Here is a 26,590-nt window from a genome sequence, read left to right as displayed (position 1 = left end):
GAGGGATTTCGGCCCAGCGATAAACAAACGGAGGAAACCATGAAGAAGATGCTCGTCACCCTGGCCGTGGGCGCCACGCTCATGGCATCGCCCGCCTGGGCGCAGCAGGTCCTGCGCCTTGCCCACAACGCGGCACCCGGCAACCCCAAGGCCGAGGCGTCGCTGAAGTTCGCCGAGCTGGTGGCGCAGAAGACCGAGGGGCGCGTCAAGGTGGAGGTCGGCGGCAGCGCCCAATACGGCGACGACGTCGAGGCACTGACCAGCATGCGCCTCGGCACCCTGGCCTTCAGCGCCAATTCCCAGGGCTCGACGTCGGGCGTCGTCCCGCAGTTCGCGGTGCTCGGCCTGCCTTTCCTGTTCCAGGAGCTGCCGCAGGCCTGGAAGGTGCTGGACGGCCCGGTCGGCGAGCAGCTGGGCGAATACTCCGGGCAGAAAGGCCTCGTCCTGCTGGCGCTCTGGGACAACGGCATCCGGCAAGTCAGCAACAACGTGCGGCCGATCCAGAAGCCGGAGGATCTCGCCGGCATCAAGGTCCGCACCCCGCCGGATCCGATCACCGTCGACATCTTCCAGGCTCTCGGTGCCAATCCGACGCCGCTGCCGTTCTCCGAGCTTTACATCGCGCTCCAGCAGGGCGTCGTGGACGGGCAGGAGAACCCGCTGATGAACATCTACTCCTCGAAGCTGCACGAGGTGCAGAAGTTCATTTCCCTGACCGGCCACAAGTACGAATCGACGCCCCTGTTCGCCAGCGCCGTCGTCTTCAACACCCTTCCGAAGGCCGACCAGCAGGCGGTGCGCGACGCCGCGGCCGAGGCCGGCAAGCTGAACCGCGAGCTGTCGCGGAAGGCGGACAGCGAACTGCGCGCCAAGATGGAAGAGGCGGGCGTCAAGTTCAATGAGGTGGATACGGCGCCCTTCGCCGCCAAGGTCCAGCCGGTCTACGACAAGTGGGAGAAGCAGTTCCCGGACCTGGTCGCGCTGGTCCGGAAGGAAGCCGCCTCGGCCGAGGCGGGGCAGTGATGGACATCCCGCGCGAGCGGTCGGCGACGGCGGCGGGAATTCCCGCCGCCGTCATCGCGGTGGCGGATCGGGCGATCGCCCTTGCCGCCACGATCGTCGCCATCGTGGCCCTGGTGGCCCTTTTCCTCGCGCTGGGGGCCGAGGTCGTCGTGCGCTACTTCACGACCCAGGGGCTGGGGTGGCCGTCCGAAATGCCCAACCTCCTGTTCCCGTGGCTGGTGATGGGCGGGATCGTGCTCGCCGCGCAGCGCGGATCCCACGTGGCCGTCAGCCTCGTGCTGGACATGCTCGGGCGGGCTTCGGCAAGGGTCCTGCTGCTGGGAATGCAGGTCGTGGTGGCCGTTACCTTCTTCTACCTGGCCTACATAGGGCTGGCGGTCATCGAGATCACCGGGAGCGAGGTCTATCCCGTGACCGGCGTCTCCGCGCGCTGGGCCTACCTGTCGCTCATCGCGGGCTTCGTCGGCATCGGCCTGACCGCGGTGACCACCTTCGCCCGCCTCCTCTATGCCGAGGATCCGCGCTCCGTGCGGGCCGACCATCCGGAGGACCACGCATGACCGTCGTCATGGTCTCCGTCTTCGCAGTTCTGCTGCTGCTGGCGTTTCCCGTCGGATACGCGCTCGTCATCAGTTCGGGTGCCGCCGTCCTGACCATGGGCGCCGTGCCGACCGTGATCGCGGTCGTGAAGCTGTTCCAGCCGACCCAGAGCTTCCCGCTCCTGGCGATTCCGTTCTTCATCCTGGCCGGCGCCCTCATGATGAGCGGCACCCTGGGCCGGAAGCTCGTGCGGTTCGCGGCCTCGCTCGTCGGGCGCTTCCACGGCGGGCTGACCCAGGTGACCGTCGTCGGGTCCACCATCTTCGGCGGGGTCTCGGGCTCGGCGGTCGCCGAGGCCTCGGCCCTGGGATCCATGCTGATCCCATGGCAGAAGCGGGAGGGCTATCCGCCCGCCTTCGCCGCCGCCACGACCGCGTCCTCCGCCGTGATCGCGGGGCTGATCCCGCCTTCCATCCCGCTGATCCTCTACGCCGCGGTGTCCAACGCCTCCATCGCCTCCCTGTTCCTGGCCGGCATCCTCCCGGGGCTGATGCTGGGCGCGGGAATGATGCTGGTCTGCTATTTCAGCGGCCGGCTGCGCGGCTTCCCGCTGCTCGCCGACACGGGCACGCTGCGCGACATCCTCAACGCCGCGGTCACCGCCCTGCCGGCCCTGCTGATGCCGGCCTTCATCGTGCTCCTCCTGCGCCTGGGCATCGCCACGCCGACCGAGGTCAGCGTCATCGCCGTGGCCTATGCGCTGCTGGTAAGCGCCCTGATCTACCGGGACCTGACGGTCGAGCGCGTCTGGTCGGCCCTGGTCGGGACGGTGGTGACCACGGGCGTTGTCATGTTGGTCATCGCCGCGTCCAACCTGGTCGGCTACGTCCTGATCACCGAGGCCATTCCCAACGCGATCACCGAATATGCCCGGAACGCCCTGGGGGAACCCTGGCTGATCATCCTGGCCATGAACCTGGTCATGCTGGTCGTCGGCATGTTCCTGGACCTGCCGGCTGCGATCCTGCTGCTCGGCCCGACCTTCATCGCGGTGGGCCAGGCGATCGGGATCGACCCGATCCAGCTCGGCGTCATGATGGTCGTGAACCTCAGCATCGGCCTGTTCACGCCGCCGATCGGGACCACGCTGTTCATCGCGGCCGCCATCGCCCGCCAGCCCATCGGCGCCATCGTGAAGGAACTGGCACCCTTCTACCTCGTCGCGATCACGGTCCTGGCACTCGTATCCTACGTGCCCGCCTTTACCCTGTACTGAGGGCCGGCGGCAGGGCGCCGAAGGTTCCGGAAACCGGCCGAGGTCCGGGACCCTCCGGCTCGCGGCGGCTTGCCGGTCATAAGAAACCCGATAGGGAGGAAGAGACATGACGACGATCGGATTCATCGGCCTCGGTTCCATGGGGCTGCCGATGGCCCGCAACCTGCTCGTGAAGGGCTTCCGCGTTCGGGGCTTCGACCTGCGGGCCGAGTCCCTGGCCGCGCTCGGGGATGCCGGAGGAGCGGGCGCCGGCACGGCCGCCGAGGCGGCGCGCGGGGCCGACGCCCTGCTGCTGATGGTGGTGAACGCGGCCCAGGCGGAGGCCGTGCTGTTCGCGGACGGGGCGCTGGACGCGCTTCCGCCGGAGGCCATCGTCGTCCTGATGGCGACCTGCCCGCCGGGCGAGGTCGAGACCCTGGCCGCCCGGGTGGAAGCCGCCGGCCGTCGGTTCGTCGACGCCCCCGTGTCGGGCGGCGTCGTCGGCGCCATCGGGGCCACGCTCACCATCATGGCGGCGGCCCGGCGGCCGACCTTCGATGCGATCCGCCCGGTCCTGCAGGCCCTGGGCGACAAGGTCTACCATGTCGGCGAACGGCCGGGGCAGGGGGCGACCGTCAAGACGGTCAACCAGCTGCTCTGCGGCGTGCATATCGCCGTCTTGGCCGAGGCGTTCGCGCTCGCCGCGAAGATGGGCGTCGATCTCGGCATCCTGCTGGAGATCATGGCCGGATCCTCGGCCTCGAGCTGGATGCTGAAGGACCGCGGTCCGCGCATGCTGGTGGCCGAACCTCCGGTCACGAGCGCCGTGGACATCTTCGTCAAGGACCTGGGCATCGTGCTCGCGGCGGGCCGCGACGCCAAGGCGGCGCTGCCCATCGCCGCCGTCGCCCATCAGATGTTCCTCGCCGCCTCCGGGCGGGGGGAGGGAGCCGACGACGACAGCCAGGTCATCCGCACCTACCACGCCATGAACGGGACCGGCCTTCCGCGGTAAGGCCCCGCGCGCGATCGACGGCAAGAAGGAATACCAGATGTCCGAACATATCGTCTTTCTCGACCACGATACCCTCGGCCCCGAGGTGTCCATGCGCCGGCCGGGATTTCCCCATACCTGGGAGGTACACGGCAGGACCGCGCCCGACGAGGTGGCGGAGCGGGCGGTCAAGGCGACCATCCTGATCGTGAACAAGGTTCCCCTGCGCGAAGCGGTGCTGGATCGGCTTCCGAACCTGCGCTTCGTCGCGGTGGCGGCGACCGGCACCGACAACGTGGATGTCGCCGCCTGCCGGCGGCGCGGCATCCCGGTGTCGAACGTCCGCGCCTATGCGGTCCATACCGTGCCGGAGCACACCTTCGCCCTGATCCTGGCGCTCCGCCGCTCGCTGATGGCGTACCGTGACGCCGTCGCGGCCGGCGCCTGGCAGCGGGCGGCGCAGTTCACCCTGCTCGACCATCCGATCCGCGACCTGAACGGCGCCACCCTCGGCATCGTCGGCGAAGGCGCCATCGGGCAGGCGGTCGCGCAGATCGGCCGCGCCTTCGGCATGCGGGTGCTCTTCTCCGCCCACAAGGGCCGCAGCGACATGGGGCCGCTCTATACCCCGTTCGAGGAGGTGATCGAGCGCAGCGACGTGCTGACGCTCCATTGTCCCCTGACGCCGGAAACGCGCGGCCTGATCGGCGAGGCCGAGTTCGCCCGGATGCGGCGGCGCCCCATCCTGGTGAACACCGCCCGCGGCGGCCTGATCGACGAGCAGGCGCTGGTGTCCGCCCTGGAGCGCGGATCGATCGCCGGGGCCGGCATCGATGCCGTGTCGGCCGAGCCGCCGCCGCCGGACCATCCCTTCATGCGGCTGGTGAACCGGCCCGACTTTATCCTCACGCCCCACGTCGGCTGGGCCAGCCGCGAGGCCCGGCAGCAAGTGGCCGACCAGGTCACGGCTTGCATCGAGGCCTTCGTCGCCGGACAGCCCCGGAACGTCGTCACGTAATCACAAGGATCCATCGACCATGTCCAGCGTCGACCTGAAGACCATGGCCAACGCGATCCGCTTCCTGTCCATGGATGCGATAGAGCGCGCCGGGGAGGGCCATCCGGGCACCCCCCTGGGGGCGGCCGACATCACGACCGCCCTGTTCACGCGGCATCTCAAGTTCGACGCGGGCGATCCCCTGTGGTTCGACCGCGACCGGTTCGTCCAGTCGAACGGCCACGGCTCGATGCTGATCTATTCGCTGCTGCATCTGGCCGGCTACGAGAAGCTGGGCATCGAGGAGATCAAGCGCTTCCGGGTCCTGGGCTCCCACTGCGCCGGGCATCCCGAGATCGACCAGGCCTGCGGGATCGAAGTCACGACCGGCCTGCTCGGCCAGGGAATCGCCAACGCGGCCGGAATGGCGGTGGCCGAGGCGTTCCTCAACCGGTGGCTCGGGCCGGAGATCGTCGACCACTACACCTACGCGCTGGTCGGCGACGGATGCCTGGAGGAAGGCCTGGGGCAGGAGGTCATCTCGCTGGCCGGGCATCTGCGGCTCGGCAAGCTGGTCTTCCTCTGGGACGACAACCTGATCACCGACGACGGCGACATCCGGCTGGCCCTGTCGGACGACATGCCGGGCCGGTTCCGCGCCAGCAACTGGCATGTGCAGGAGGTGGACGGGCATGATCCGCAGGCGGTCGCCCTCGCGATCGACCGGGCGAAGCGGGACCCGCGCCCGTCGATGATCGCCTGCCGGACCGCGATCGGACGCGGCATCCCCCGCGTCGAGGGCCTGCGGATCGCCCACAGCGGGCGCCTGTCCGCCGACGATACCGAGGCCGCGCGCCGGCACCTGGACTGGCCCGCGGCCCCGTTCGAGATCCCCGCCGGCATCCTCGGGGCGTGGCGCGAGGCGGGGCGGCGCGGCGAGCCGGAGCGCCGGGCTTGGCAGGAGCGGGTCGCCGCCCTGGGCCCGGAGAAGCGCCGTACCTTCGACCGCCTCCGGGAGGGACGCCTGCCGGACGGCTGGGATGCAGCACTCCGGGCCTTCAAGCGCCGCGCCGCCGAAAGCGGCCACGCCGACCACGGCTACAAGATCTCCGGCGATCTTTCGGACATGCTGGCCGAGGCCGTTCCGGAGATGCTGTCCGGCGCGCCGGACCTGGAGGGCGCCACCCTGCACAAGCGCGGCCTCGCGGCCTTCACCGCCGACGACCGGGGCGGGCGCTACGTCCATTACGGCGTGCGCGAGCATGCGATGGGTTCGATGCTGAACGGCATGGCGGCGCACGGGGGCGTCGTGCCGACCGGCGTCACCTATCTGGTGTTCTCCGACTACATGAGACCGTCCGTCCGGATGGCGGCGCTGATGGGCCTGCCGGTCAAGTTCGTCTTCACCCACGACTCCATCGGCATCGGCACCAACGGCCCGACCCACCAGCCCGTCGAGTTCCTGGCCGCCTTCCGGGCGATGCCCAACCTGCTGGTGCTCCGTCCGGCCGACGCCGTCGAAGCCGCGGAGTGCTGGGAGATCGCGATGACGCATCGCTCCGGCCCCGTGGCGCTGGTCTTCTCCCGCCAGCCGCTGGAACCGGCGCGCCGCCGCCATGACGAGGAGAACCTGGCGGGCCGCGGCGCCTATGTGCTCGCCGAGGCCGAGGGCGGCCCGCGCCGTGCCACCATCCTCGCCACCGGGTCCGAGGTGGCCGTCGCCCTGGAGGCCCGCCGGATGCTCCAGGCCGAGAAGATCCCGGCCGCCGTGGTCTCCATGCCCTGTTGGGAGCTTTTCGAGCAGCAGGACGCGGATTACCGCAGCCGGGTCATGGACCGCGCCGCCGTGCGGGTCGCCGTCGAGGCGGCCGTGCGCCAGGGATGGGAGCGCTACATCGGCGAGGACGGCGGTTTCGTGGGGATGGACGGCTTCGGCGCCTCGGGCTCCGTGCCGGACCTGTACGCCCGTTTCGGCATCACGCCGGAGCGCGTGGCCGCGGAGGTCCGGAAGCGCCTGTGAACCGGGGAACCGGACGACCGCCCCGGCACCGGGGCGGTCGTCGGCGACCGTGACCGGAACCCGTCACGCCGCTTCCAGGACCCGCTCCCGGGGAAGCGTCGTCAGGGTGGCCATGTCGGGACGTCCCTCGACGGGGCCGGCGCCGATGGGGCCGGCGCCGGAATGCGGCACCCAGGCCGCGAGCGGGAGAGGTGCGTCGTACCATTCGGCGGCCGCATTGTTGTGGACGATGCGATAGACGTCCTCGAGCAGGCGGTCGCGCCGGCATCCGATCATCTCGAGCTGCCGGCTCGACAGCCGATTGAGAGCCGCGTGGATCTGATCGATGTCCCGGTCAAACCGCCACTCGCGATAGCGCTCGACCGTGGCTTCCTTCACCCTGCGCCACCAGGTGTCGGTGTTCACCGTGGTCCGCCCTCCGGAGGTCGGGGCGGCGGAGGGTTCAGGGCGAAGATCGATCGTGAGAGACATGGGATTCTCCTTCATGCTCGGTCAGGAACGAGCGGAAAACGCGCCAGTCCGGATTTTCATGCATGGGTACGAAAAAGGTGGAGCCGAGATCGCGAGGCCGGTGAGAGCCCGTTTCCGGCATGCCCCGGCGCGCCGGCCGGAGGTACCCACTTTGCGCATCCGCCAAGGCCCGGCCGGCAGGGATGAAGGTTGATTTCCAGGCGTTCTCCCCGCGAATTCGATCAAGGAGGCCGCACATGGCGCGTCAGTCGACCTTAGAGACGCTTCACGAGCATGTCGTCAGCCTGCGCCGTTTCGCCTTGGTGTTGACGCGGAACCGCGACGATGCGGAAGACCTCGTGCAGGAAACGCTGACGCGGGCCATCGCCGGCATCGACAGCTACCAATCGGGCACCGACCTGCGGGCCTGGCTGTTCCGCATCATGAACAACGCCCACATCAGCGCGGCCCGCAAAAGGCAGGTGCGGGACTCCGCCGCGGCCACCCTGGCGGACCCGGTGGCGGAGGCGACGCAGTCGCTGCGGGTCGAGGTCCGGCAGGTCCTCGCCGCGCTGGACGAACTGCCGGATTCGCAACGGGAGGCGATCCTGCTGATGGCGCTCGAAGACATGAAGTACAAGGATGCCGCCGAAATCCTCAACGTGCCGCTGGGAACCTTCATGTCCCGCATCGCGCGCGGACGGGAAGCGCTGCGCCGTGCCATGGAGGGTGCAAAAAGCGTGAGGCTCCGGATAGTTGGAGGCTGCCAATGAAGCCCGCGATCAATGATTTCGACTTGAACGCCTATGTCGACGGCCAGCTCTCGCCGGAGCAGGAGGCCCATGTCGAGGCGATTCTCGCGGGCGACCCCGTGGACAGGGCGCACCTCGAGGCCGTGGTCGAGCAGAAGCGCCTGCTGCGCGCCGGGCTCGCCGCCATCCCGGCCGGCGAGAGCCCGTTCCGGACGCTCCAGCTCGAGCGCCAGCTCGCCGCCAAGCTCGCGCACCGCGAACGCCCCGCCGCGGGCGATTGGCTGCGCCGGGCGGCGGCGGCGGTCCTGTTCGTCGCCTCCGGCTGGGGAGGACACATGCTCTATGCCGAGGTTTCCCGACCGATGCCGGAATATGTCGCCGAGGCGGCCGGCGCGCACCTCGTCTTCGCCGACAAGCCGATCCGTCCGGCCGACATCGATCCGACCCATCCGGTCCAGATGGCCTCCTGGCTGTCGGACGAGCTCGGTCAGACGGTCACGATCCCGTCCCTGAAGGCGCTGAGCATCGACTTCGTCGCCGGGCGCCTGCTCGGCACCAAGGAGGGACCGCTCGCCCATCTCGTCTACGAGGACCAGGTCGGGCACCGCGTGACCCTGACCATCGCTCCCCACCGGTACCAGGGCAATACCGGGCTGAAGCTGGGGCAGCGCGACGACATGACCCTGGGCTACTGGAGCGACACGACGCTGAGCTACGCGGTCGTCGCGAAGACGAGCGACGCGCAGATCGCGGCGATCGCCTCCGAGATAACGGAGGCCAACCGGAACGGGCGGACGGCGGGCGGACCCGCTCCGGTGGACTGACGGCGGCCGGCGCCGGGGGAGGAACGGGGCGGCTCGGCGGGCTGCCCTCCTTTGCGTGGGATCGAGGCAGAACATGGGACGCTTACCGAAGATCGGGTCCATGACCCTGTCCCGTCGCGGGCTCGCCGCGGGGATCCTGGCGATATCCGCCGCTTTCGCGGCCGGCTACTGGATCGGGGAGCGGCGATCCGTCGAGCGCACGCGCGTGGTCGCGACATCCTGCGGCGTGGCACCGGCCGAGCCGCCGTTCTACCTGCCGCTGCGCGCGCTTCAGGAGCAGGCGTCCCATGTCCCGCTGCTGGTCGGCCCGATCGCCATACCCGGGGCGGGGACGGGCGTTCTTCTCCGCTTCGATCCATCCCTGGGCGGCTCGATCGACACGGTGATGAAGCTCGGCGACGTGCTCCACCTGCCGAAATTCCTGGACACGGGGTCCGCAGGACCGTTCTTCCGGCGGAACGTTCCCGTCCCGCCGCAGGAGATCCGGCTGACCTGCCGCGACGGGGCGCTGACGGCCGTCCATTATCGCCTGGACACCATGTCGGCCACTTTCTCGGTGGTCAGGCAGGACGACATGACCCTGGGACGGCGATCCTGACCGGCAAAACGGCCGAAAAGATAGTTGCCGCCAACGAAGTAATGATCCCCTAAACATCGTGAAAAACGTCCCGCCTGCATACGGATGAAGGAGCCGATCTCCGCGTTCTTGCCAGTGAAAGCCAAATGAACGTGGGAGGTGATCATGTCGATCACGATGAATTCGGCACTTCTGGCGGACGGAACCGGGGATCTCGGAAAATTCAATTCCGACATTGATCGCCCCTACAGTCCCGTCTCCATCGGAACGATCCCGGCGAAACTGCGCGCGGGGGTGCGCCGTCGAGGCGCCGACCTGCTCCGGCGCGGCGGTTTCGCGCCCATGGCGGAGGCGCTGATCCGCCGTCCCCTGCTGGCGCAGTGTCTCGCCGTGCCGTCCGCCGGTTGCCTGACGCTAGGATTCTGGGCCGGCGGACTGCCGGGGATGGTCGTCGGGATCTATTTCATCGGCCTCGGCCTGATCCTCGGGCGGGACGGGTTCGCCGGCTTGGCCGGGGACGGCGGAGACGACCGGCCGGCCCCGCGGCTCCATTGATTTGTCCCTTTGCCGGACAGGGGAGAAGCTGCTCCCCGCTCAACCTTTCGGGAGGTCACAATGATACGGAATCAAATCGGCGGTTCGTTCTTCGCCGCCCGTTCCCCGCATGATGTCCTGGCGCTGATCGCGGGTATCGTCCTTTTCTTCGCCCCCCTGGTGGCCCAATTCGGCGAGGCCGGCGTGGCCAACTGGACCGCGCATATCGTCGGCGCCGTCGTCATCGCCGTATCGGCGAAAATGCTGCTGACCCCGGCGGACTGGAGCAAGTGGGCCTATATCGTGCTCGGCTTGGCCATCTTCCTGGCTCCCTGGGTGCTCGGCTTCTCCACGGTGGCCGCGGCTTCCTGGACGCATGTCATCGTCGGTCTGGCGGTCGGGGCGGTCGGCATCCGGCGCCTCTTCGGGCAGCGGGACGCCGAAACTCCGGGCCAGATCGGGCCTGACGCGCGCTCGACCTGATGCCGTCGCGGGACGGGCCGCCGGCCCGTCCCGCGCGTCCGGCATCCCGGTCACTCGGCCGGCCGCTTGGCCGGTCGCTTGGCCGGTCCCCTGGCGGAGATACCGAATGGTCCTGTTCAATGAAACGATGCGCCTGACCCAGCGCGACCGGATCGCCGGTCCGGCGACCTCCTGGCAGCAGAGAACGGTGCGGATCCTGGTCGTTCTCACGGTGCTGCTCACCGCCTATCTGGTGATCGGCAATTTCGCCTCGCACCGGATCGACGACGACATCTACTTCGTCCCGCCCAATCCCGTCGCCGGCGGGAGCTACACCGTCAACATGGCGGCGGCCCTGATCGAGCGCGAGGTCGTGACGCACCAATGGCAGCCCAACGATCCCTGGTTCATGCCGGACGGGCTGCTCGACAACACGCCCAACTTCCAGCAGGGCATCATCAGCGCGGTCGGGCGCCTGTCGTTCGAACTGCTCGACCAGCTCGGCCGTGTGCGCGGATCGTCCCAGGCGGACCCCGACCTGGAGCGCGCCGCCGGGCTCCTTCAGTTCCCCGGCGATATCTGGATCATCGACTTCAGCAAGTCGCTGATGCCGACGATCCCCAGCGAGGACCAGTACCGCGCGGCCCTGCGCGCCCTGGTGTCCTACAACACGCGCCTGGCCCAGGGGCAAGCGGTGTTCGACCGGCGGGCCGACAGCCTCGCGGCCACGGTCCAGCGAGTCGCCGCCGACCTGGGATCGCGGTCGGCCCTGATCGACGCGCACCTGGAGCATTCGAGCGGCTTCATCCTCAACCGCAGCGCCGACGACCTGTTCTACCAGAACAAGGGGAGGCTCTACGCCTATTACCTGCTGCTGCGGGAGATCGGCCGCGATTTCGAGCGGGTCATCCAGGAACGGAACCTCCAGACCGTCTGGGCGCAGACCATGGAAAGCCTGCGCCAAGCCGCCGTCCTGCAGCCGACCGTGGTGCTCGACGCCTCCACCGACAGCGCGCTGTTCGCGAGCCATCTCGCCAGCCAGGGCTTCTATCTTCTCCGTGCCCTGGTCCAGCTCAACGAAGTCACCAAGGTCCTGGGGGTACGATGACGGTTCCGCACCTGACCTCGACGCTCGAGGCGCCCCGCCAGATAGGCGCGCTGCCCGAGCCCCTGCCGGTGCCGGCGGATTATCCCCACGCCGCTCCGGCTCCCTGCGAGCGGGGCGCCGCGGCCAACGGTTTCGACCGGATCGTCGGACGGCTGATCCTGGTCAGCCGCTACCTCCTGGTCATCTTCTACCTGGGCCTGGTGGTCGCGCTGGGCGTCTACGCCATCGTCTACGCCCGGCTGATCTACGCCATGGCCCAGGATTACGACGAGATGTCCGGCGTGGAGGCGCTCGCCATCATCCTGTCGCTGATCGACTTCGCCCTGGTGGCCAGCCTGGTCGTCATGGTGATCATCAGCAACTACGAGAATTTCGTCGGTCCCATCGTGTCCCACCGCAGCATGACGGTGTCCTGGCTGGCGCGCCTCGACCCCGGGTCCCTCAAGATCAAGATCGGTTCGACCATCATCACGATCTCGTCGATCTACCTTCTCAAGATCATGATCGACGTCGAGCAGTACCGGAGCGAGGTGCTGGTGTGGAAGCTGGCGATCTTCTTCTCCTTCATCCTGGCCGCCCTCGCCCTCGTGTGGATCGACCGGATCGGCGCGGTCTACCGCGACGCCTCCGGCCGGAACCGCATCCTTCCGGAACAGCGGACGCCCGCCGGCCCCGCGTGAGCGGCGGCGCCGGACGCCAGGGATGAAGACACCCCGTCCCGCGTTCTTCCAGGAGCCCCGACGGGTTCCGCGCAAACCATCAGCCACCTTGAGAGGAGTTTTGGCATGTATCCGTCGACCGAGAGACAGAACGGCATCGAGGCGCAGTTCTCGCTGGGTCAGCAGCTCCTGTTCCGGGCGCAGGTCCGCCGGGCGAGGCGGCTTGCCGCCTGGGCCGCCGGAAAGCGGAGGCTCACGCCCTCCCAGGCTTCCGAATACGCCGATGTCCTGGTGGGCCTGCAGATGGAGCCTCGGGGGAACCGGCTGATCGTGGACCGGGTGTACCTGGACTTGGTCCGCGACGGCCTCGACATGCCGCGGGCCCTGGTCGAGCGCGAGGCGGAACATCTCCTGACCCTCGCCGAAGCCGAGATCGGCGAAGCCGGCGCGCCGGCGCCCCGCCACGCCCTCGCCTGACTCCGATCCGGCTCCCGGGACCTCTGCCCCGGGAGCCTTTCGCGGACCGGTCCGCTCACCGGCGCTCCAGCCCGCACCAGCCCGCCATGAACAGGGCGAGGACGCGCGTCACGTCGCGCAGGCTGTCGAGCGACACGGATTCATCGATGCCGTGGATGCCGGCGGCCTCGGGACCGTAGCAGGTGGCCGGCGTGTCTCCGTAAAGATTGAAGAAACGGGCGTCGGTGGTGCAGGTCGCCGCCAGGTCGGCCGGCTCGCCGCCGCGCACCGTCCGGTGGCTGTCGGCCAGCAGGCGCATCATCGGGTGTCCCCGGTCGATCACGCAGCCTTCGGCCTGGAAGCCCCGCCACTCGACCTCGACCCGCAGCCCGCCGAGCTCGCGTCGCGCCTCATCCACGGTTTCCAGGATGGCTTCCCGCACCTCGGCCGTGGTCATGCCGGGATGGAAGCCGATCCTGACGTCCATCGTGCAGCGCGACGGAACCGACGACGTCCACTCCCCGCCCTCGATCCTTCCCAGGTTGAAATTGACCGGGTGGCGGTGGCCGGCATAGGCCGGATGGCGGTGCGCGGGCTCGTTCCAGCGCTCCTCCAGCCGGCGCAGCCGGTCCATCAGGGCGAAGGCGCTCTCGATGGCGTTGCTCCCCGCCGAGGTGTCCAGCACATGCGCCGGCTTGCCCGTCACCGTCAGGCGCACCCACATCACGCCCAGCTGCGCCGTCATGAGGGTATGGTCGAAGGGCTCGGGGATGACCGCCGCGTCTGCCCGGTAGCCCCGGTGAAGGCAGGCGAGCGCGCCGTTGCCGGTGCATTCCTCCTCCACCACGGACTGGAGATAGACCGGCGCCGCCGGGGCGAAGCCCAGGTCGCGGAGCGCCCGGAAGGCGGTGGTATAGGCGGCGATGCCGGCCTTCATGTCGCCGGAGCCGCGCCCGTAGAGCCGGCCGCCGCGCACCGCGGGCTCGTAAGGGGGGCTGCTCCACAGCTCTCCCGGCCCCTCGGGAACCACGTCGATATGGCCGTTCAGGATGAGCGAGCGCCCGGTCGCCTCGCGCGGCCGATGGATCCCCACCACGTTCTCGCGCCCGTCGTACGACGCGACCGACGGGGAGTAGCCGGGCAGGGCGCGGATCGCGTCCTCGTCTATGGCGAAGCGGTCCACTTCCAGCCCCAGGTCGGCGAACGCCGACGCCATGACCACCTGGGCGCCCTGCTCGTTGCCGAGCGTGGACGGTTCCCGCACCAGGGCGGACAGCAGCGCCACGTTGGCGTCCTGGAGCGCGTCCACCGCGTCGATGACGGCCTGCCGCAGCCCGCCGTCCGGCAGGCCGTTCTCGGATACCGTACCTTTGTCCATTGGTTTCCTCCTTTTTCTTCAGTCGCTCCGGCGCCGCCGCACCATGACGCAGGCCACGGCGGAGACCACCAGGGCGAGCGCGGCCAGCACGCGCGCCGTCAGCGGATCGCCGAGCACCAGGATGGAGCCGGCGACACCCACGACCGGGATCAGCAGGGTGGCGATGGTCGACTGGGCCACCGTCAGCCGCCTGACGATGACGAACCACAGGATCTGCGCGATGCAGATGGAGAAGACGAGGTGATAGCCCAGGGCCAGCCAGGTCGGCAGGTGCCAGGAGGCCGGCCCCGGCGCGGACTCCAGGACGGCCGCCAGGACGATCACCGGCACGGCCGACAGGGTGTACTGCCAGCCGGTCACGACTGCCGCATGGCTCCGCCAAATGCCGCGCCGCTTCATCAGCACCGTCCCCAAGGCCCAGGATACGGCCGCCGCGACGACCAGGAACGGCCCCGAGAGATCGCCGGCGCCGCCCCGCAGGGCTTCCGGCCCGAGCAGCACCAGCAGCCCGCCCAGCCCGAGCGCCAGGCCGACGACCTGCCGCCCGCCCGGCCGCTCGCCCAGCAGGGGGATCGCCAGCAGGGCCGCCCAGACCGGCATGGTGAAGGCGATGATGGCGGCCCGCGAGGTCGGCATCATCAGCTGGGCGAAGGCCGTGCAGAGATTGAAGGCGAGGATGTTGAGCAGCCCGGTCGCCGCCAGCCACGGGATTTCCGCCGCCGGTACCTTCAGCGGCAATCCCCTGGCGCCGGCCCAGGCCAGCAGCGCCAGCGCCCCGGTGGTGAAGCCGATGGCGCGCAGCGTGATGGGCGGCAACTCGAACAGCACCGTCTTCACGGCCGGCCAGTTGCCGCCCCAGAACAGCCCGATCGCCAGGATCAGCGCGACCTTCGCGACGGTCCCCCGGGTCTCCCGGGCGGTGCCGGCGGCAGGCGCGGCGGCGTGCAGGCCCATGGAGGCTACGACCGGGCCGAGGCGGGCTCCAGGAACTCGATCTCCACGAAGACGAGGTCGCCGTCGCCGTCGTTGATCACGTTGTGCGACACGCCGGCGGAGCGGAAATAGCTCCGGCCGGGCTCCAGTTCGGCATGGTTCACCGTGCCGTCCGGCATCTCCAGCCGCATGCGGCTGCGGGTGACGGGGACGATCACGTAGTCGTACTCATGGATATGTGCGCCCGTCTCGGCACCCGGCGCGAAGCGCCATTCGGTGACGCGGGTGCGCCCGTTCTCGATGTGCTGGTGCGGCGTCGCCTTGGGGCGGGAAGCATTGCTGTCGGTCATGGCGTCGTTTCCTTTGTCACGGGGCGGAAGGGAGGCGGTGGACGGCTTCGAAGCCGTCCAAGAAACTCGACAGGTTCGCGGCGAGGTGGTCGACCGCGTAGCCGCCCTCCTGGATCAGCACCGTCGGCAGGCTCGCCCCGGCGATGATGCGGCCCAGCCGGCCGAAGCCGGGCGTGGTGACGCCGAAGGCGGCGAGGGGATCGTCCTTGAAGGTGTCGAAGCCCAGGGACAGCACCAGCAGCGACGGGGCGAACCGCCCGATGGCGGCGAGGCCGTCCCGCACCGCGGCGAGGAACGCCTCCTCCGACGTGCCGAGCGGCAGGGGCAGGTTGAGGGTGAAGCCTTCCCCGCGGCCGGTCCCGCGCTCGTGCGCATGGCCGGCCATGAAGGGGTAGAACTCCATCGGGTCGGCGTGGACGGACACGAAGAACACGTCGTCGCGCTCCCGGAAGATTGCCTGGGTGCCGTTGCCGTGGTGGACGTCCACGTCGAACACCGCCGCGCGCGGCGGCAGGCCGCGCGCCGCCAGCAGCCCAAGCGCCTCCTGCGCCGCGAGGGCGGCATGGTTCAGGTAGCAGAAGCCGCCCGCCATGTCGCGGCCGGCATGGTGCCCCGGCGGGCGGCAGAGCGCATAAGCCGAGGGGGCCCCGCCCGTCGCGACGGCCCGTGCCGCCGCCACGGCGCAGTCGGAGGCAGCCCGGGTGGCGGCCCAGGTCCCCTCGGCGATCGGGCAGGCCGTGTCGCTCATGTGGAAGCCCGCCTGGCCGACCACGCCGGAGGGGTACGAGAGCATGTCCGGCCCGCGATGGACGTTGGGGATCACCGCCGGCGAGGCGTCGGGCAGGGCCGCCCAGCGGGCGTGGGCGGTTTCCAGGAAGGCCAGGTACTCCGGCGAATGCACGGCGGCCCGGGGAGCCGCACCCGCGTCCGGGGCGATCTCGACCCGGTCGCCGCGCCGGCCGAGCGCGTCGAGCACGGCCTGGACGCGCTCCGGCTTCTCGGGCACCGGCCTGGGCTGGCCGCGCACCAGGAACTGCGGCGGCCGGTGCAGCAGGGTGTCGGGATGATGGAAGCAGCGCATCGGGGTCTCCGTCGGTTTGGTGGCGCTGTCGCGCGATCAGGGAAGCATTCCGTCATGCCCACTCAGGCCGCCAGGCCGGCCGGCCCGCCGCCGCGCTGGCGTGCCCTCATCTCCACCAGGGCCGCGACCGTCTCCACGGTGGGGGTCGGCACCCCGGCCAGCGCTCCCAGTTCCGCCACGGCGCGGACGATCGCCTCGATCTCCAGCCGCCGGCCGGCCTCCATGTCCTGGAGCATGCTGGTCCTGAAGTCGCCGACCGCGGCGGCCGCGGCGATCCGCGCCTCGATGTCGGCGGCGGACCGGACGCCCAGGCGCTCGGCCACGGCGCGGGCCTCCTCCATCAGCGTCCTGGCGACCGTTCGGGTCCCGGGATCGACGCACAGCGCCCCCATGGTGGCGCCGGTCAGGGCGCTCAGAGGGTTGAAGGCGAGGTTTCCCCACAGTTTGGTCCAGATGTCGGAGCGGATGTCGAGGCTGCCGCGGGCCTGGAAGCCGGCGAGGCTGAACAGCTCGACGACTCCCTCCACCGCCGCCGTCCTGCGGCCGAGCGGGTCGCCGAAGACGAAGCGCTGGTCATCCACATGCCGGATGCGGCCCGCTCCGTCGCCCTCGACCGAGACCCAGGCGACGGACCCGACCAGCCGGTCCGCCGGGATCGCCCGCCACAGCGTGCCGTCCGGATCCACGGACTTCAGCCGGTAGGAACCCAGCGGCTCCGGCTGGCCGAGCGGGTACCACCAGGGAATGCCGTTGACCATGGGCACCACGGCGGTCTCCGGCCCGGAGAGGCTGGCCAGCATGTCCAGAGCGCCGCCCAGCGCGTGCGCCTTCACGCACAGGAAGACCGCATCCTGCCGCCCGGCCGACAGGGCGTCGTCGGTAACCCGGATCGGCACGCGGGAGACGCGCCCCAGCGGCGTCGCCAGGGTGATCCCGTCCCGGCCGATCGCCTCGGCGGCCCTGGGGCGGGCGACCAGGGTCACCTCGGCCGGCGTCGTGGTCAGGCGGGCGGCCAGCAGGCAGCCGATGGATCCCGCCCCGACGATCGCGATCCTCCTCATGCCACCGCTCCCCGGCCGGCGGTGCCGGAGGCGCCGTGCCGGTTCCGGAGATTTTCCGGGATCTCCCATGCCTTGCCGGGAATCGCGTCGAGCAGGGTCCGGGTATAGGCGTGCCGCGGGTTCTGGAAGACCTCGCGCGCGCTGTTCAGCTCGACCACGCGGCCCCGCTGCATGACCGCGATGGTGTCGCAGACCTGGGCCGCGATCCGCAGGTCGTGGGTGATGAACAGCATGGCGAGGCCCAGCCGGTGGCGGATGTCGTCGAGCAGGTCGAGCACCTGCCGCTGCACCGACACGTCCAGGGCGGAGACCGGCTCGTCCGCGATGATCAGCTTCGGCTCCAGCGCCAGCGCGCGGGCGATGGAGATGCGCTGGCGCTGCCCGCCGGAGAACTCGTGCGGATAGCGCTCCGCGGCGCTCTCCGGCAGTCCCACCAGCCGGAGCAGTTCCCTGGCCCTGGCCGCCGCCTTGGCCTTCGGTTCGCCGAACGCCACCGGCCCCTGGGCGATGATGTCCGCCACCTTGTGCCGCGGGTTGAGCGACGCGTAGGGGTCCTGGAAGATCATCTGGATGTCCTTGCGGACCGGCCGGAACTGTTTCCGGCTCAGGCCCGCCAGGTCCCGGCCCTGGAACAGGATGCGCCCGCCGTCGGCCTTGTGCAGCCCGACGATGCAGCGGCCAAGCGTCGACTTGCCGGACCCGCTCTCGCCGACCACGCCCAGCGTCTCGCCGGGGTGGATGGTCAGGCTGATGTCGTCGCCGGCCACCAGGTCGCGGCCCTTGCGGAACAGGCCGCCGCCGATATGGAAGACCTTCCGGACCTTCTCCGCCGTCAGCAGCGCCTCGCCCCGCTTGGTGAAGTCTTCGCGGTGCTCGATATAGTGCGGGACGGCGGCGATCAGCTCGCAGGTATAGGGGTGCCGGGGGCGGTTCAGCACCTGCTCGGCCGGACCGATCTCGACGCACTTGCCATGCTGCATCACCGCGACCGTGGTCGCGATCTCGGCGACGACGCCGAAATCATGGGTGATGAACATGACGCCCATCCGGCGCTCGGCCTGCACCTTGCGGATCAGGTCCAGGATCTGCCGCTGCGTCGTCACGTCGAGCGCGGTCGTGGGCTCGTCCGCGATCAGCAGGTCGGGCTCCAGCGCCAGGGCCATGGCGATCATGACCCGCTGCCTCTGGCCGCCCGACAGGCGGAACGGGTAGCTGCGCCGCAGCCGGTCCGGGTCGGGCAGGCCGACATCCTCCAGTAGTTCCAGGACGCGGGCGCGCCGGGCCGCTCTGTCCATGGCGGAGTGGGCCTTCAGGCTCTCCTCGATCTGGTCGCCGACCGTCATCAGCGGGTTGAGCGCCGTCATCGGCTCCTGGAAGATCATCGCGATGCGGCCGCCGCGCAGCGACCGCTGCTCGGCGTCGCTCATGGCCAGGATGTCGCGGCCGAGATAGTCGGCCCGGCCGGCCGCCACCCTGACATGCGGCTTCGGGAGCAGGCCCATGATCGCGTGGGCGGTCATCGACTTGCCGGAGCCGGACTCGCCGACCACGCACAGGATCTCGTTCCTGCGGATCCGGAGGCTGACATCCTCGACCGCGTGGGGGCGTTCCGCCCCCCGGGGCAGGGCGACGGTCAGGTCGCGGACGTCCAGCAGGACGTCGCCGGTTTCGCCGGGCGTCATGGTCATGCCCTTCCCTTCCTGGCCAGTTTCGGGTTGAGGGCGTCGTTCAGCCCCTCGCCGACGAGGTTCAGCGCCAGCACGGTCAGCAGGATCGCGACGCCGGGGAAGAAGCTCATCCACCAGGCCTGGCGGATCACGGTCCGCGCGGCGCCGATCATGTAGCCCCAGCTCATCACGTTGGGGTCGCCCAGGCCCAGGAAGCTCAGCGAGCTCTCCAGCAGGATCGCCGTCGCCACGGTCAGCGAGGCCGCGACGATGATCGGCGACAGGCTGTTGGGCAGGATCTGGCGCAGGATGATGGTGCCGGTGCCCTGGCCGGTGGTGACGGCCGCCTGCACGAACTCCCGCGAGCGCAGCGCCATGAACTCGCCCCGCGCCAGCCGGGCCAGCGGCGGCCAGCTCACGATCGCGATGGCGATCGTGATGTTGGTGATGGTCGGCGTGAAGATCGCGACCAGGACCACCGCCAGCACGAAGTTGGGGATGGTCTGGAACAGCTCCGTGAAGCGCATGATCGCGTCGTCGATGGCCCCGCCGTGGTACCCGGCCGTGGCGCCCAGGGTGACGCCGATCAGCAGCGCCACCGCGGTGGAGGCGATGCCGATCAGCAGCGACACCCGCGCGCCGTGGACGATGCCCGAGGCGATGTCGCGCCCCAGCGTGTCGGAGCCGAGCAGCGCGTCCTCCGACAGGGGCGGCTGGAACGGGATCGCGACCATGTCCCACGGGCTGTCCGGATAGAGCAGGTTGGCGAAGACGGCGCACAGCACGACCAGCGCCAGGATCGCCAGGCCGACGACCGCGCCGCGGTTGCGGGCGAAGGCCTTCCAGAAGTCACGGCTCATGTCAGGCCACCTCGATGCGGGGATCGACGAGCGAGTAGACCAGGTCGGTGATGATGTTGAAGACGATCACCATCACCGAGGTCACGAAGAAGATGCCGAGCAGGACCTGGTAGTCCCGCTGCAGGACGGCGTCGAAGGCCAGCCGGCCGATGCCGGGCCAGGCGAACACCGTCTCGACCAGGATAGAGCCGCCGATCAGCTGGCCGGCCTGGATTCCGGCGAAGGTGATGACCGGCAGGATGGCGTTCCGCAGCACGTGCCTGAAGACGATGCGGGTCTCGGTCAGCCCCTTGGCGCGGGCGGTCTTGACGAAGTCCATGTCGCGCACCTCCAGGATCGAGGCGCGGGTCAGCCGGGCATAGACCGCCATGTAGAACAGCCCCAGCGTCACGACCGGCAGGATCAGGTGCGTCCCGATGTCGGCGGCGCGGTCCCATCCCTCGTAGCCGGCCCCGACGGTCTCGTAGCCGAAGGCGGGCAGCCAGCCGAGCTGCACCGAGAAAAGCAGGATCAGCATCAGGCCGACCCAGTAGATCGGCGTCGCGTAGCTCAGCAGCGCCAGCACGGTGATGGCGCTGTCCGACCAGCGGCCGACATTCATCGCCGCCAGGGTGCCGAGCAGGATCCCGGCCGCCAGCGCCAGGACGAAGGCGCAGCCGGTCAGGATCAGGGTCGGCGGCAGCCGGTCGGCGATCAGGTCCCACACCGGCCGCTGCTGCCGGTAGGAGAAACCCAGGTCGCCGGTCGCCACGTCGGCAAGGTAGATCCCGAGCTGTTCGTACAGCGGCCGGTCCAGGCCGAACTGCTCGCGAAGCTGCTCGACATATTGCTGGTCGGCGGCCCCGGCCTCGCCGGCCATGACCATGGCCGGGTCGCCGGGTGCCGCGCGCACCAGCAGGAAATTGATCACCACGATGGCGAACAGGATGAAGACGGACTTGATCAGCCGCCTTCCCAGGAACGATGCGATGGCGGCCATTGCCGTTCAGCCCTTTCGCTGGGAGTCTGGGTGGTCCGGCACGATGATTTCGAGCGGTTCGCCGTAGGTCGGCCTTCGCCCGCCGGGCGAACGCCGACACCCCGCATCGACGCTCCGGCCGAAGTGTCGGCGTCGGCCTTCGGCCGAGGCCGACCTACGACGAACCGACCGGTACCGGTTTCTAAGAAGTCGGCGCCGCCCGTTACTTCTTCTCGACCCAGGTATCGGCGAAGTTCTCGGACGTGCCGATCGCGGTGGTCACCGCGTTGTGGACCCGCTTGTTGACGAAGGTCGGGAACTCCATCTCCAGCAACCAGATCACCGGCATGTCGCCGACCAGGATCTTCTGGGCCTCGCTCAGCTGCGCGCCGCGCTGCCCGGCATCGTTCTCGACCGCGGCCTTGGCGAACAGCTCGTCGACCTTGGGATTGGAATAGCCCATGGTGTTGGAGAACATCACGCCCTTGCGGATATTGTCGGAGATGTAGGTCCGAGCCACGCCCAGCGACGGATCTCCGTACTGGTAGACGAAGTTGTTGGTCGTCTGGTAGTCCCAGTTGGAGACCTTCTGGACCCAGCCGGCCACGTCGGTGCTCTCCAGGTTGACCTTGACGCCGATCTTGCCCCAGGACTGCTTGATGTACTCGCCCAGGCGCGCCCAGGTCTCGCCGTAGGGCATGGGGGTCAGGGTGATCTCGGCCCGCACGCCGCTGCCATTGGGCTCCAGGCCCATCTCGTCCAGCAGCTCCTCGGCCTTGTCGGTATCGTACTCGTACTCGGGGACGTCCGGTTCATGGAACGGGGTGACCGAATTGACCGGGCCGGTCGCGACGCGCCCCAGGCCGAACCAGATCCGGTCGCGGATGAACTCGCGGTTCAGCCCGTGGGCCAGGGCCTGCCGGAACCGCTTGTCTTCCAGCGGCGCGCTCCGGGTATTGATCTCGATCCAGGACAGCGGGGCGACGAACTCGTAGCCCTTGGTCGTCATGGTGAGGTGCGGCAGCTCCTTCAGGCGCGGCACGTCGAACGGCTCGACGTCGTTGTACTGGCTGATGTCGACCTGGCCGCTCTCCAGCGCCAGCGCGCGGCTGGCGGCGTCGGGGATCACCCGGAAATAGATCCCGTCCAGGTACGGCTTGCCGTCGAGGTAATAGTCCCCGTTCCTGACCAGGTGGATATGGCTTCCCTTGACCCACTGCTGGAACTTGAACGGCCCGGTGCCGATCGGGGTCGAGTTCTTCGGGTTCTGCTTGTAGTCGGTGCCGTCATAGATGTGGGCCGGCATCATCGGGGCAGAGGAGACCTCGAACGCCTTCATGAAGGCCGGGAAGGGCTGCTTCAGCTTGAAGGTGACGGTGTGGTCGTCGGGCGCCGTGACGCTCTCGACATGGCTGAAATTGGCGCGGGCGCGGGGATGGACCTCGGGCAGGAACTTGGCGGTGGTGAACACCACGTCCTTGGCCGTGAACGGCGTGCCGTCGTGCCATTTCGCGTTCGGGCGCAGCTTGAAGGTGTAGGTCAGGCCGTCGGGCGAGACCTCCCAGCTTTCCGCCAGTCCCGGCATGGGGTTCAGGTCGTGGTCGTAACGCAGCAACCCTTCATAGATCTTGCCGGCGACCGTCTGGGTCGGGCCCTGCTGGTTCAGGCCGAGGACCAGGATCGGGGGTTCGGGCTGGACGATGACGTTCAGCGTCCCGCCCTTCTGCACCTGTTCCTGGGCCAGGGCCGGCCCCGCGGTGGTCGCGACCAGCGCCGCGGGAGCGAGGAGCGCCGCCGCGACGGCGCCCGAGGCTGTGAGGCGGCGCAGATACGCCAGTCGGTTGCTCATGTCGTTCTCCGGTTCCCTGTTCATGGTTTTTCCGCCGGGAGCTTCATGTCCCGGTCTTTCCGGCCCGTGCCCCGCGCGTCAGGCCCGGTAGCCGTCGCCGCTTTTGCCATCGACCCAGCGCAGCAGGGGACCCCATTCGAGGACGCCGGCGCGGGGATAGGCCTTCTCGTACTGCCGGGCGGTGTGCTCGCAGACCTCCGGCGACGGCGTCACCAGCGGCCGGCCGCCGGACAGCGCCGCGATCTGGGTCCGGCAGCTCTGCTCCAGGTAATACATCAACACCGCCGCCTCCGGCACGTCACGGCCGACCGTCAGCAGGCCGTGGTTGCGCAGGATCATGGAATGGTGGTTCCCCAGGTCGCGGGCCAGCCGCTCGCGCTCGGCATGATCCAGCGCGATGCCCTCGTAGTCGTGATAGGCGATGCGGCCGTACCAGCGGAGCGAATGCTGGGTGATCGGCAGCAGCCCGTCCGCCTGCGCGCTGACCGCCATGCCGGCATGGGTGTGCAGGTGGATCGCGCACCCGACGTCCGGCCTCGCCATGTGCAGGGCCGAGTGGATGGTGAAGCCGGCCGGGTTGGCCTCGCCCTCGCAGTCCTCGGCCAGGTTCCCGTCGCCGTCCACCTTGATCAGGTTGGACGCGGTGACCTCGTGGAACATCAGGCCATAGGGGTTGATCAGGAAGCGGCCTTCCTGGTCGGGCACGCGCGCCGACATGTGGGTGTAGATCAGGTCGGTCATGCCGAGCAGGTGAAACAGTCGATAGGCTGCCGCGAGATCGACGCGGGTCTTCCACTCCGCGGGCGACACCTTGTCCTGTTTCGAGGCCATGAGGAACTCCTGTGCGGTGGACGGAAGGGCCGGGGCGACGGTTCGGCGTAGCGACCATTACGGAGAGGAAAGGCGCCGCCCGGCAAATTGTCAATTCTCATCGCGCCCATAAACCAGGATTATGGGCCGGAGCCGTATCGATGCCGCCGGACGGCCGGCATCGGGCGGATCGGCCGTGATTCCGCCGCCACGGCCCGGCGGCTTCCTTAGCCGGACTTATGGCACGCACGCTCAGGGCACGCAGGGGAGGATCCGCAACGCATGGCGCAGCAGCGCGAACTGGACAAGCTCGGCAACCAGCTCGACTGGAACCTCCTGCGGACCTTCATGGTGATCGTGCAGGAGGGCAGCATAACGGCTGCCGCGAACCGCCTGTTCCTGACCCAGCCCGCGGTGAGCCTGGCGCTGAAGAGGCTGGAGGCGCGCCTGGGGCGGGAGATGATCGAGCGCGGACAGGGCCGTTTCCGCGTCACCGAGGCGGGCGAGACGATCTACCGGGAGGTCGTGGACATCTACGGCACGATCAGCCGCTTCGGCATCCTGGTGCGGGAGATCCACGAGGAGATTTCCGGCCATGTCAGGATCTTCATGACCAGCCGCATCCAGACGGTGCTGTTCGACCGCGTGCTGACGGAGTTCCACGCCCGCTACCCGAAGGTCACGTTCCGCATCGACGTCATCCCCTCGACCGACATCCATATCGCGTTGCAGCAGAAGATCGGCACGCTGGGCATCTGCCTGATGCGGGAGCCCATCCCGGGATTGCGGAGCGAGGTGCTGATCCATCAGACCTATCACCTGTATTGCGGGCGCGGCCATCGGTTCTACGGCACCGAGGGCCTCGACGTCGCCGACCTGCGGAAGGAGGATTTCGTGTCCTTCACCACCGACCAGATCGACGGCACCCTGTCGCCGCTGGCGGTGTTCCGCGCGCGGGAGGGTTTCGGCGGCCGGATCGTCGGCGCCTCGGCTAACCTGGAGGAGGTGCGGCGCATGATCGTCTGCGGCCTCGGCCTCGGCCCGCTGCCGGAGCATACCGCCGCCCGCGACGTCGCCGACGGCGAGCTGTGGGAACTGCCGCCCTACGAAGGGGTGGCCCCGGTGGACGTCCACCTGATCTGGAACCCGCAGTCGAAGTTCAACCGGGCGGAGATCGCGTTCCGCGAGATGCTCCTCGCCGAGATCCGGGACCTGCCGGTCGACCGGCGCCTGCCGACCTGAAAAGGCCGCCGCCGGCTCAGCGCGCCAGGGTTTCGAGATAGGCCGCGACGTCGGCGATCTCGGCATCCGTCAGGGAGAGGTTCGGCATCGGCGGATGCGGGTCGGCCAGCCACCGCCTCACGCGGGCGGTGCCGGGCTCACCCTCGCCGGAGGGCATGCCCCTGGCGATCCGCTCCAGGCTCGGGACCGCGTCGGTCCCGGCTCCGGAGACGACATGGCAGGACGAGCACCATCGCTCGGCCAGGCGTTTCCCGGCGGCGGGATCTCCGCTCCGCGCCTGGCTTCCGGCGGTGACGAGGACGGCTGCCGCCAAGCCCGGCAGCAACGCGGCCTTCCAGGAAAATCCTGCCATCGGGTACCCTCCATGAAGGTCGCGGACGGCGCTGCCGCACGTCCGCCTCCCATGGGCCGATGACCGCACGCCGCGGCTCCGGCCGCATTAACCTGGATCAGGAAACCTGCCGGACTTCCGCCGGACCTCAGGATGCCAAGGCGCGCTCGGCGAAGGCGGCGACGGCCATGAGCCGGGCATCCCGCCGCCAGGGCGCCACCAGCTGGATGCCGAGCGGCATGCCGTTCGGCCCCTTGGCGCAGGGCAGGGTGATCGCCGGGGCGCCGATGAAGGTCCAGGGCGCGCAGAGCGCCGGGTCGCCGGTATCGTCCAGGCCCTTCGGGGCTTCGCCCGTGGCGGGAACGGTCAGGACGGCGTCGAACCCGTCGAAATGGGAGGCCATGCCGTGCCGGAGGCTCTTCTGCCGTCCCAGGGCCCCGGCATAGGTCTCCGCGTCGATGCCCCGCCCATCGGAGACCAGGGCCTGGAGATGACGGCTGGTCCGATCCGGAAAGCGCTCGACGCGGTCCCGGAAGATGTGCCGGGCCTCCACCCTCAGCACGGTCATGATGTCCTCCAGGGTCCTGCCGTACGCGCCGTCCAGCTTGATCGTCTCGACGATGGCACCGGCCGCCGCCAGCGCCGCGGCGGCCCGGTCGCGGGCGGCCCGCTGGTCGGGACCGACACGATCCCATGCCGGCGGATCGATCACCGCGATGCGCGCCGCCGGCAGGGCGGAAGCGTCCCCATCCAGGCCGTCGGGAACCATGCCGTGGGGGTCGGACGGGTCCGCCGCCGCGAAATGCGCGAGGGCATAGGCGGCGTCCGCGACCGACGGGGTGAACAGTCCGACATGGTCCAGCGACCAGGCCAGGGGATGCACGCCGGTGCGCGGGATCGCGCCGAAGCTCGGCTTGAAACCCACCACGCCGCAGAAGGCGGCCGGCCGGACAACCGATCCGATGGTCTGGGTGCCGATCGCCAGCGGGACGATGCCCGCCGCGACCGCCGCCGCCGACCCGCTGGACGAGCCGCCCGGCGTACGGGACCCGTCGTGCGGATTGACGGTTGGGCCAGGGTTGCGCCACGCGAACTCCGTCGTGACCGTCTTGCCGATCACGGTGCCGCCGAGACGCCGGATCCGCTCGACGATCCAGGCATCGGCCGGGGGCCGGAAACCGGGATCGATGCGCGAGCCGTAGCCGGTCGGCATGTCGGCGGTGTCGATGATGTCCTTGACCGCGACAGGTACCCCGGCCAGCGGGCCGCCGCCGGCCTGCGGCAACACCTCGCGCGGCAGGTATGCGAAGGCGTGGAGCCGGCCGTCGAGGCGGACCGCATCCGCCAGCGCCGCAGGCACCGCGTCGCCGGCGGCACCGCCCGCGATCCGTCGGAGGGTGGAGGGAAATGCCGTCATGG

28 protein-coding genes are annotated in these 26,590 nt (G+C 69.6%); 15 read left to right on the top strand and 13 right to left on the bottom strand.

The genetic code is table 11. The annotated features are described in order from the left end of the window. Positions 1-39 precede the first annotated feature (39 nt). The 6 genes from IGS68_RS16025 to tkt all read left to right on the top strand — a co-directional run bounded on the left by IGS68_RS16025 (position 40) and on the right by tkt (position 6,829). Positions 40-1,023: a TRAP transporter substrate-binding protein gene (locus IGS68_RS16025; protein ID WP_201071059.1), complete on the top strand. Its 984-nt coding sequence runs from the start codon at positions 40-42 to the stop codon at positions 1,021-1,023. Further along, on the top strand, positions 1,023-1,583 hold the full coding sequence (locus IGS68_RS16020) for a TRAP transporter small permease (RefSeq protein ID WP_201071055.1): 561 nt from the start codon (positions 1,023-1,025) through the stop codon (positions 1,581-1,583). The genes IGS68_RS16025 and IGS68_RS16020 overlap by 1 nt, the downstream gene beginning before the upstream one ends. Then, positions 1,580-2,839 carry a TRAP transporter large permease gene (locus IGS68_RS16015; RefSeq protein ID WP_201071052.1) on the top strand — a complete coding sequence of 420 codons (1,260 nt, stop codon included), beginning with the start codon at positions 1,580-1,582 and terminating at the stop codon, positions 2,837-2,839. Before IGS68_RS16020 ends, IGS68_RS16015 begins: the two co-directional genes overlap by 4 nt. 106 nt (positions 2,840-2,945) lie before the next feature. Then, entirely contained in the window at positions 2,946-3,833 is an 888-nt protein-coding gene (locus tag IGS68_RS16010) for an NAD(P)-dependent oxidoreductase (protein WP_201071050.1), read from the top strand. A 37-nt stretch (positions 3,834-3,870) separates the two neighbouring features. Further along, positions 3,871-4,830, top strand: a complete 960-nt coding sequence (locus tag IGS68_RS16005; RefSeq protein WP_201071048.1) for a D-2-hydroxyacid dehydrogenase — start codon at positions 3,871-3,873, stop codon at positions 4,828-4,830. A 19-nt stretch (positions 4,831-4,849) separates the two neighbouring features. Next, the gene (tkt, locus tag IGS68_RS16000; RefSeq protein ID WP_201071046.1) at positions 4,850-6,829 is read left to right on the top strand and encodes a transketolase; all 1,980 of its coding nucleotides are present in this window, start codon (positions 4,850-4,852) and stop codon (positions 6,827-6,829) included. Positions 6,830-6,892: 63 nt separating this feature from the next. On the opposite strand, the gene IGS68_RS15995 is transcribed toward tkt, so the two are convergent. Beyond that, on the bottom strand, positions 6,893-7,300 hold the full coding sequence (locus IGS68_RS15995) for a hypothetical protein (RefSeq protein WP_201071044.1): 408 nt from the start codon (positions 7,298-7,300) through the stop codon (positions 6,893-6,895). Between the two features lie 236 nt (positions 7,301-7,536). Between IGS68_RS15995 and IGS68_RS15990 the strand changes: the two genes are divergently transcribed. From IGS68_RS15990 to IGS68_RS15955, 8 genes are all read left to right on the top strand, one after another. Then, entirely contained in the window at positions 7,537-8,052 is a 516-nt protein-coding gene (locus IGS68_RS15990; protein WP_201071042.1) for a sigma-70 family RNA polymerase sigma factor, read from the top strand. Then, positions 8,049-8,855, top strand: a complete 807-nt coding sequence (locus tag IGS68_RS15985) for an anti-sigma factor family protein (protein ID WP_201071040.1) — start codon at positions 8,049-8,051, stop codon at positions 8,853-8,855. Before IGS68_RS15990 ends, IGS68_RS15985 begins: the two co-directional genes overlap by 4 nt. Before the next feature lie 100 nt (positions 8,856-8,955). Continuing rightward, entirely contained in the window at positions 8,956-9,453 is a 498-nt protein-coding gene (locus IGS68_RS15980) for a hypothetical protein (protein WP_201071037.1), read from the top strand. Between the two features lie 144 nt (positions 9,454-9,597). Further along, on the top strand, positions 9,598-9,987 hold the full coding sequence (locus IGS68_RS15975) for a hypothetical protein (protein ID WP_201071034.1): 390 nt from the start codon (positions 9,598-9,600) through the stop codon (positions 9,985-9,987). Positions 9,988-10,047: 60 nt separating this feature from the next. Then, a complete protein-coding gene (locus IGS68_RS15970) occupies positions 10,048-10,449 on the top strand; it encodes an SPW repeat protein (protein ID WP_201071032.1) in 402 nt (133 codons plus the stop codon). A gap of 106 nt (positions 10,450-10,555) precedes the next feature. Then, positions 10,556-11,536: a DUF2333 family protein gene (locus tag IGS68_RS15965; protein ID WP_201071030.1), complete on the top strand. Its 981-nt coding sequence runs from the start codon at positions 10,556-10,558 to the stop codon at positions 11,534-11,536. Continuing rightward, a complete protein-coding gene (locus IGS68_RS15960) occupies positions 11,533-12,216 on the top strand; it encodes a YqhA family protein (protein ID WP_201071029.1) in 684 nt (227 codons plus the stop codon). Before IGS68_RS15965 ends, IGS68_RS15960 begins: the two co-directional genes overlap by 4 nt. A gap of 105 nt (positions 12,217-12,321) precedes the next feature. After that, positions 12,322-12,672 carry an ATPase inhibitor subunit zeta gene (locus tag IGS68_RS15955; protein ID WP_201071027.1) on the top strand — a complete coding sequence of 117 codons (351 nt, stop codon included), beginning with the start codon at positions 12,322-12,324 and terminating at the stop codon, positions 12,670-12,672. Positions 12,673-12,727: 55 nt separating this feature from the next. On the opposite strand, the gene IGS68_RS15950 is transcribed toward IGS68_RS15955, so the two are convergent. The 10 genes from IGS68_RS15950 to IGS68_RS15905 all read right to left on the bottom strand — a co-directional run bounded on the left by IGS68_RS15950 (position 12,728) and on the right by IGS68_RS15905 (position 23,619). After that, complete coding sequence (locus IGS68_RS15950; protein WP_201071014.1) at positions 12,728-14,029, bottom strand: M20 family metallopeptidase; 1,302 nt, start codon at positions 14,027-14,029, stop codon at positions 12,728-12,730. Between the two features lie 18 nt (positions 14,030-14,047). Then, positions 14,048-14,983, bottom strand: coding sequence for a DMT family transporter (locus IGS68_RS15945; protein ID WP_201071000.1), 936 nt, complete (start codon positions 14,981-14,983; stop codon positions 14,048-14,050). 5 nt (positions 14,984-14,988) lie between these two features. Then, a complete protein-coding gene (locus IGS68_RS15940; protein ID WP_201070998.1) occupies positions 14,989-15,312 on the bottom strand; it encodes a cupin domain-containing protein in 324 nt (107 codons plus the stop codon). A gap of 16 nt (positions 15,313-15,328) precedes the next feature. Next, positions 15,329-16,393, bottom strand: a complete 1,065-nt coding sequence (locus IGS68_RS15935; protein ID WP_201070996.1) for a histone deacetylase family protein — start codon at positions 16,391-16,393, stop codon at positions 15,329-15,331. Between the two features lie 62 nt (positions 16,394-16,455). Next, positions 16,456-17,454, bottom strand: a complete 999-nt coding sequence (locus tag IGS68_RS15930) for a ketopantoate reductase family protein (protein WP_201070994.1) — start codon at positions 17,452-17,454, stop codon at positions 16,456-16,458. Further along, positions 17,451-19,142, bottom strand: coding sequence for an ABC transporter ATP-binding protein (locus IGS68_RS15925; RefSeq protein ID WP_371821785.1), 1,692 nt, complete (start codon positions 19,140-19,142; stop codon positions 17,451-17,453). The genes IGS68_RS15930 and IGS68_RS15925 overlap by 4 nt, the downstream gene beginning before the upstream one ends. Then, the gene (locus IGS68_RS15920) at positions 19,139-19,981 is read right to left on the bottom strand and encodes an ABC transporter permease (protein ID WP_201070992.1); all 843 of its coding nucleotides are present in this window, start codon (positions 19,979-19,981) and stop codon (positions 19,139-19,141) included. The genes IGS68_RS15925 and IGS68_RS15920 overlap by 4 nt, the downstream gene beginning before the upstream one ends. Position 19,982: 1 nt before the next feature. Beyond that, positions 19,983-20,960 (bottom strand): ABC transporter permease, encoded by a 978-nt coding sequence (locus IGS68_RS15915; RefSeq protein WP_201070990.1) that lies wholly within the window; start codon positions 20,958-20,960, stop codon positions 19,983-19,985. Between the two features lie 202 nt (positions 20,961-21,162). Next, entirely contained in the window at positions 21,163-22,788 is a 1,626-nt protein-coding gene (locus IGS68_RS15910; protein WP_201070988.1) for an ABC transporter substrate-binding protein, read from the bottom strand. A 78-nt stretch (positions 22,789-22,866) separates the two neighbouring features. Next, positions 22,867-23,619 (bottom strand): class II aldolase/adducin family protein, encoded by a 753-nt coding sequence (locus IGS68_RS15905; protein WP_201070985.1) that lies wholly within the window; start codon positions 23,617-23,619, stop codon positions 22,867-22,869. Positions 23,620-23,880: 261 nt separating this feature from the next. Here IGS68_RS15905 and IGS68_RS15900 point away from each other — a divergent pair, with 261 nt between their 5' ends. Then, the gene (locus IGS68_RS15900) at positions 23,881-24,840 is read left to right on the top strand and encodes a LysR family transcriptional regulator (protein WP_201070982.1); all 960 of its coding nucleotides are present in this window, start codon (positions 23,881-23,883) and stop codon (positions 24,838-24,840) included. Between the two features lie 16 nt (positions 24,841-24,856). On the opposite strand, the gene IGS68_RS15895 is transcribed toward IGS68_RS15900, so the two are convergent. Continuing rightward, the gene (locus tag IGS68_RS15895; protein WP_201070979.1) at positions 24,857-25,192 is read right to left on the bottom strand and encodes a c-type cytochrome; all 336 of its coding nucleotides are present in this window, start codon (positions 25,190-25,192) and stop codon (positions 24,857-24,859) included. Between the two features lie 127 nt (positions 25,193-25,319). Beyond that, positions 25,320-26,588: an amidase gene (locus tag IGS68_RS15890; RefSeq protein WP_201070974.1), complete on the bottom strand. Its 1,269-nt coding sequence runs from the start codon at positions 26,586-26,588 to the stop codon at positions 25,320-25,322. Positions 26,589-26,590 lie beyond the last annotated feature (2 nt).

The sequence above is a fragment of the Skermanella sp. TT6 genome (genome assembly GCF_016653635.2).
Taxonomy (GTDB): Bacteria; Pseudomonadota; Alphaproteobacteria; order Azospirillales; family Azospirillaceae; genus Skermanella; species Skermanella cutis.
Note: the sequence above shows the minus strand (reverse complement) of the source record. Positions and strands in the feature narration are given on the sequence as shown.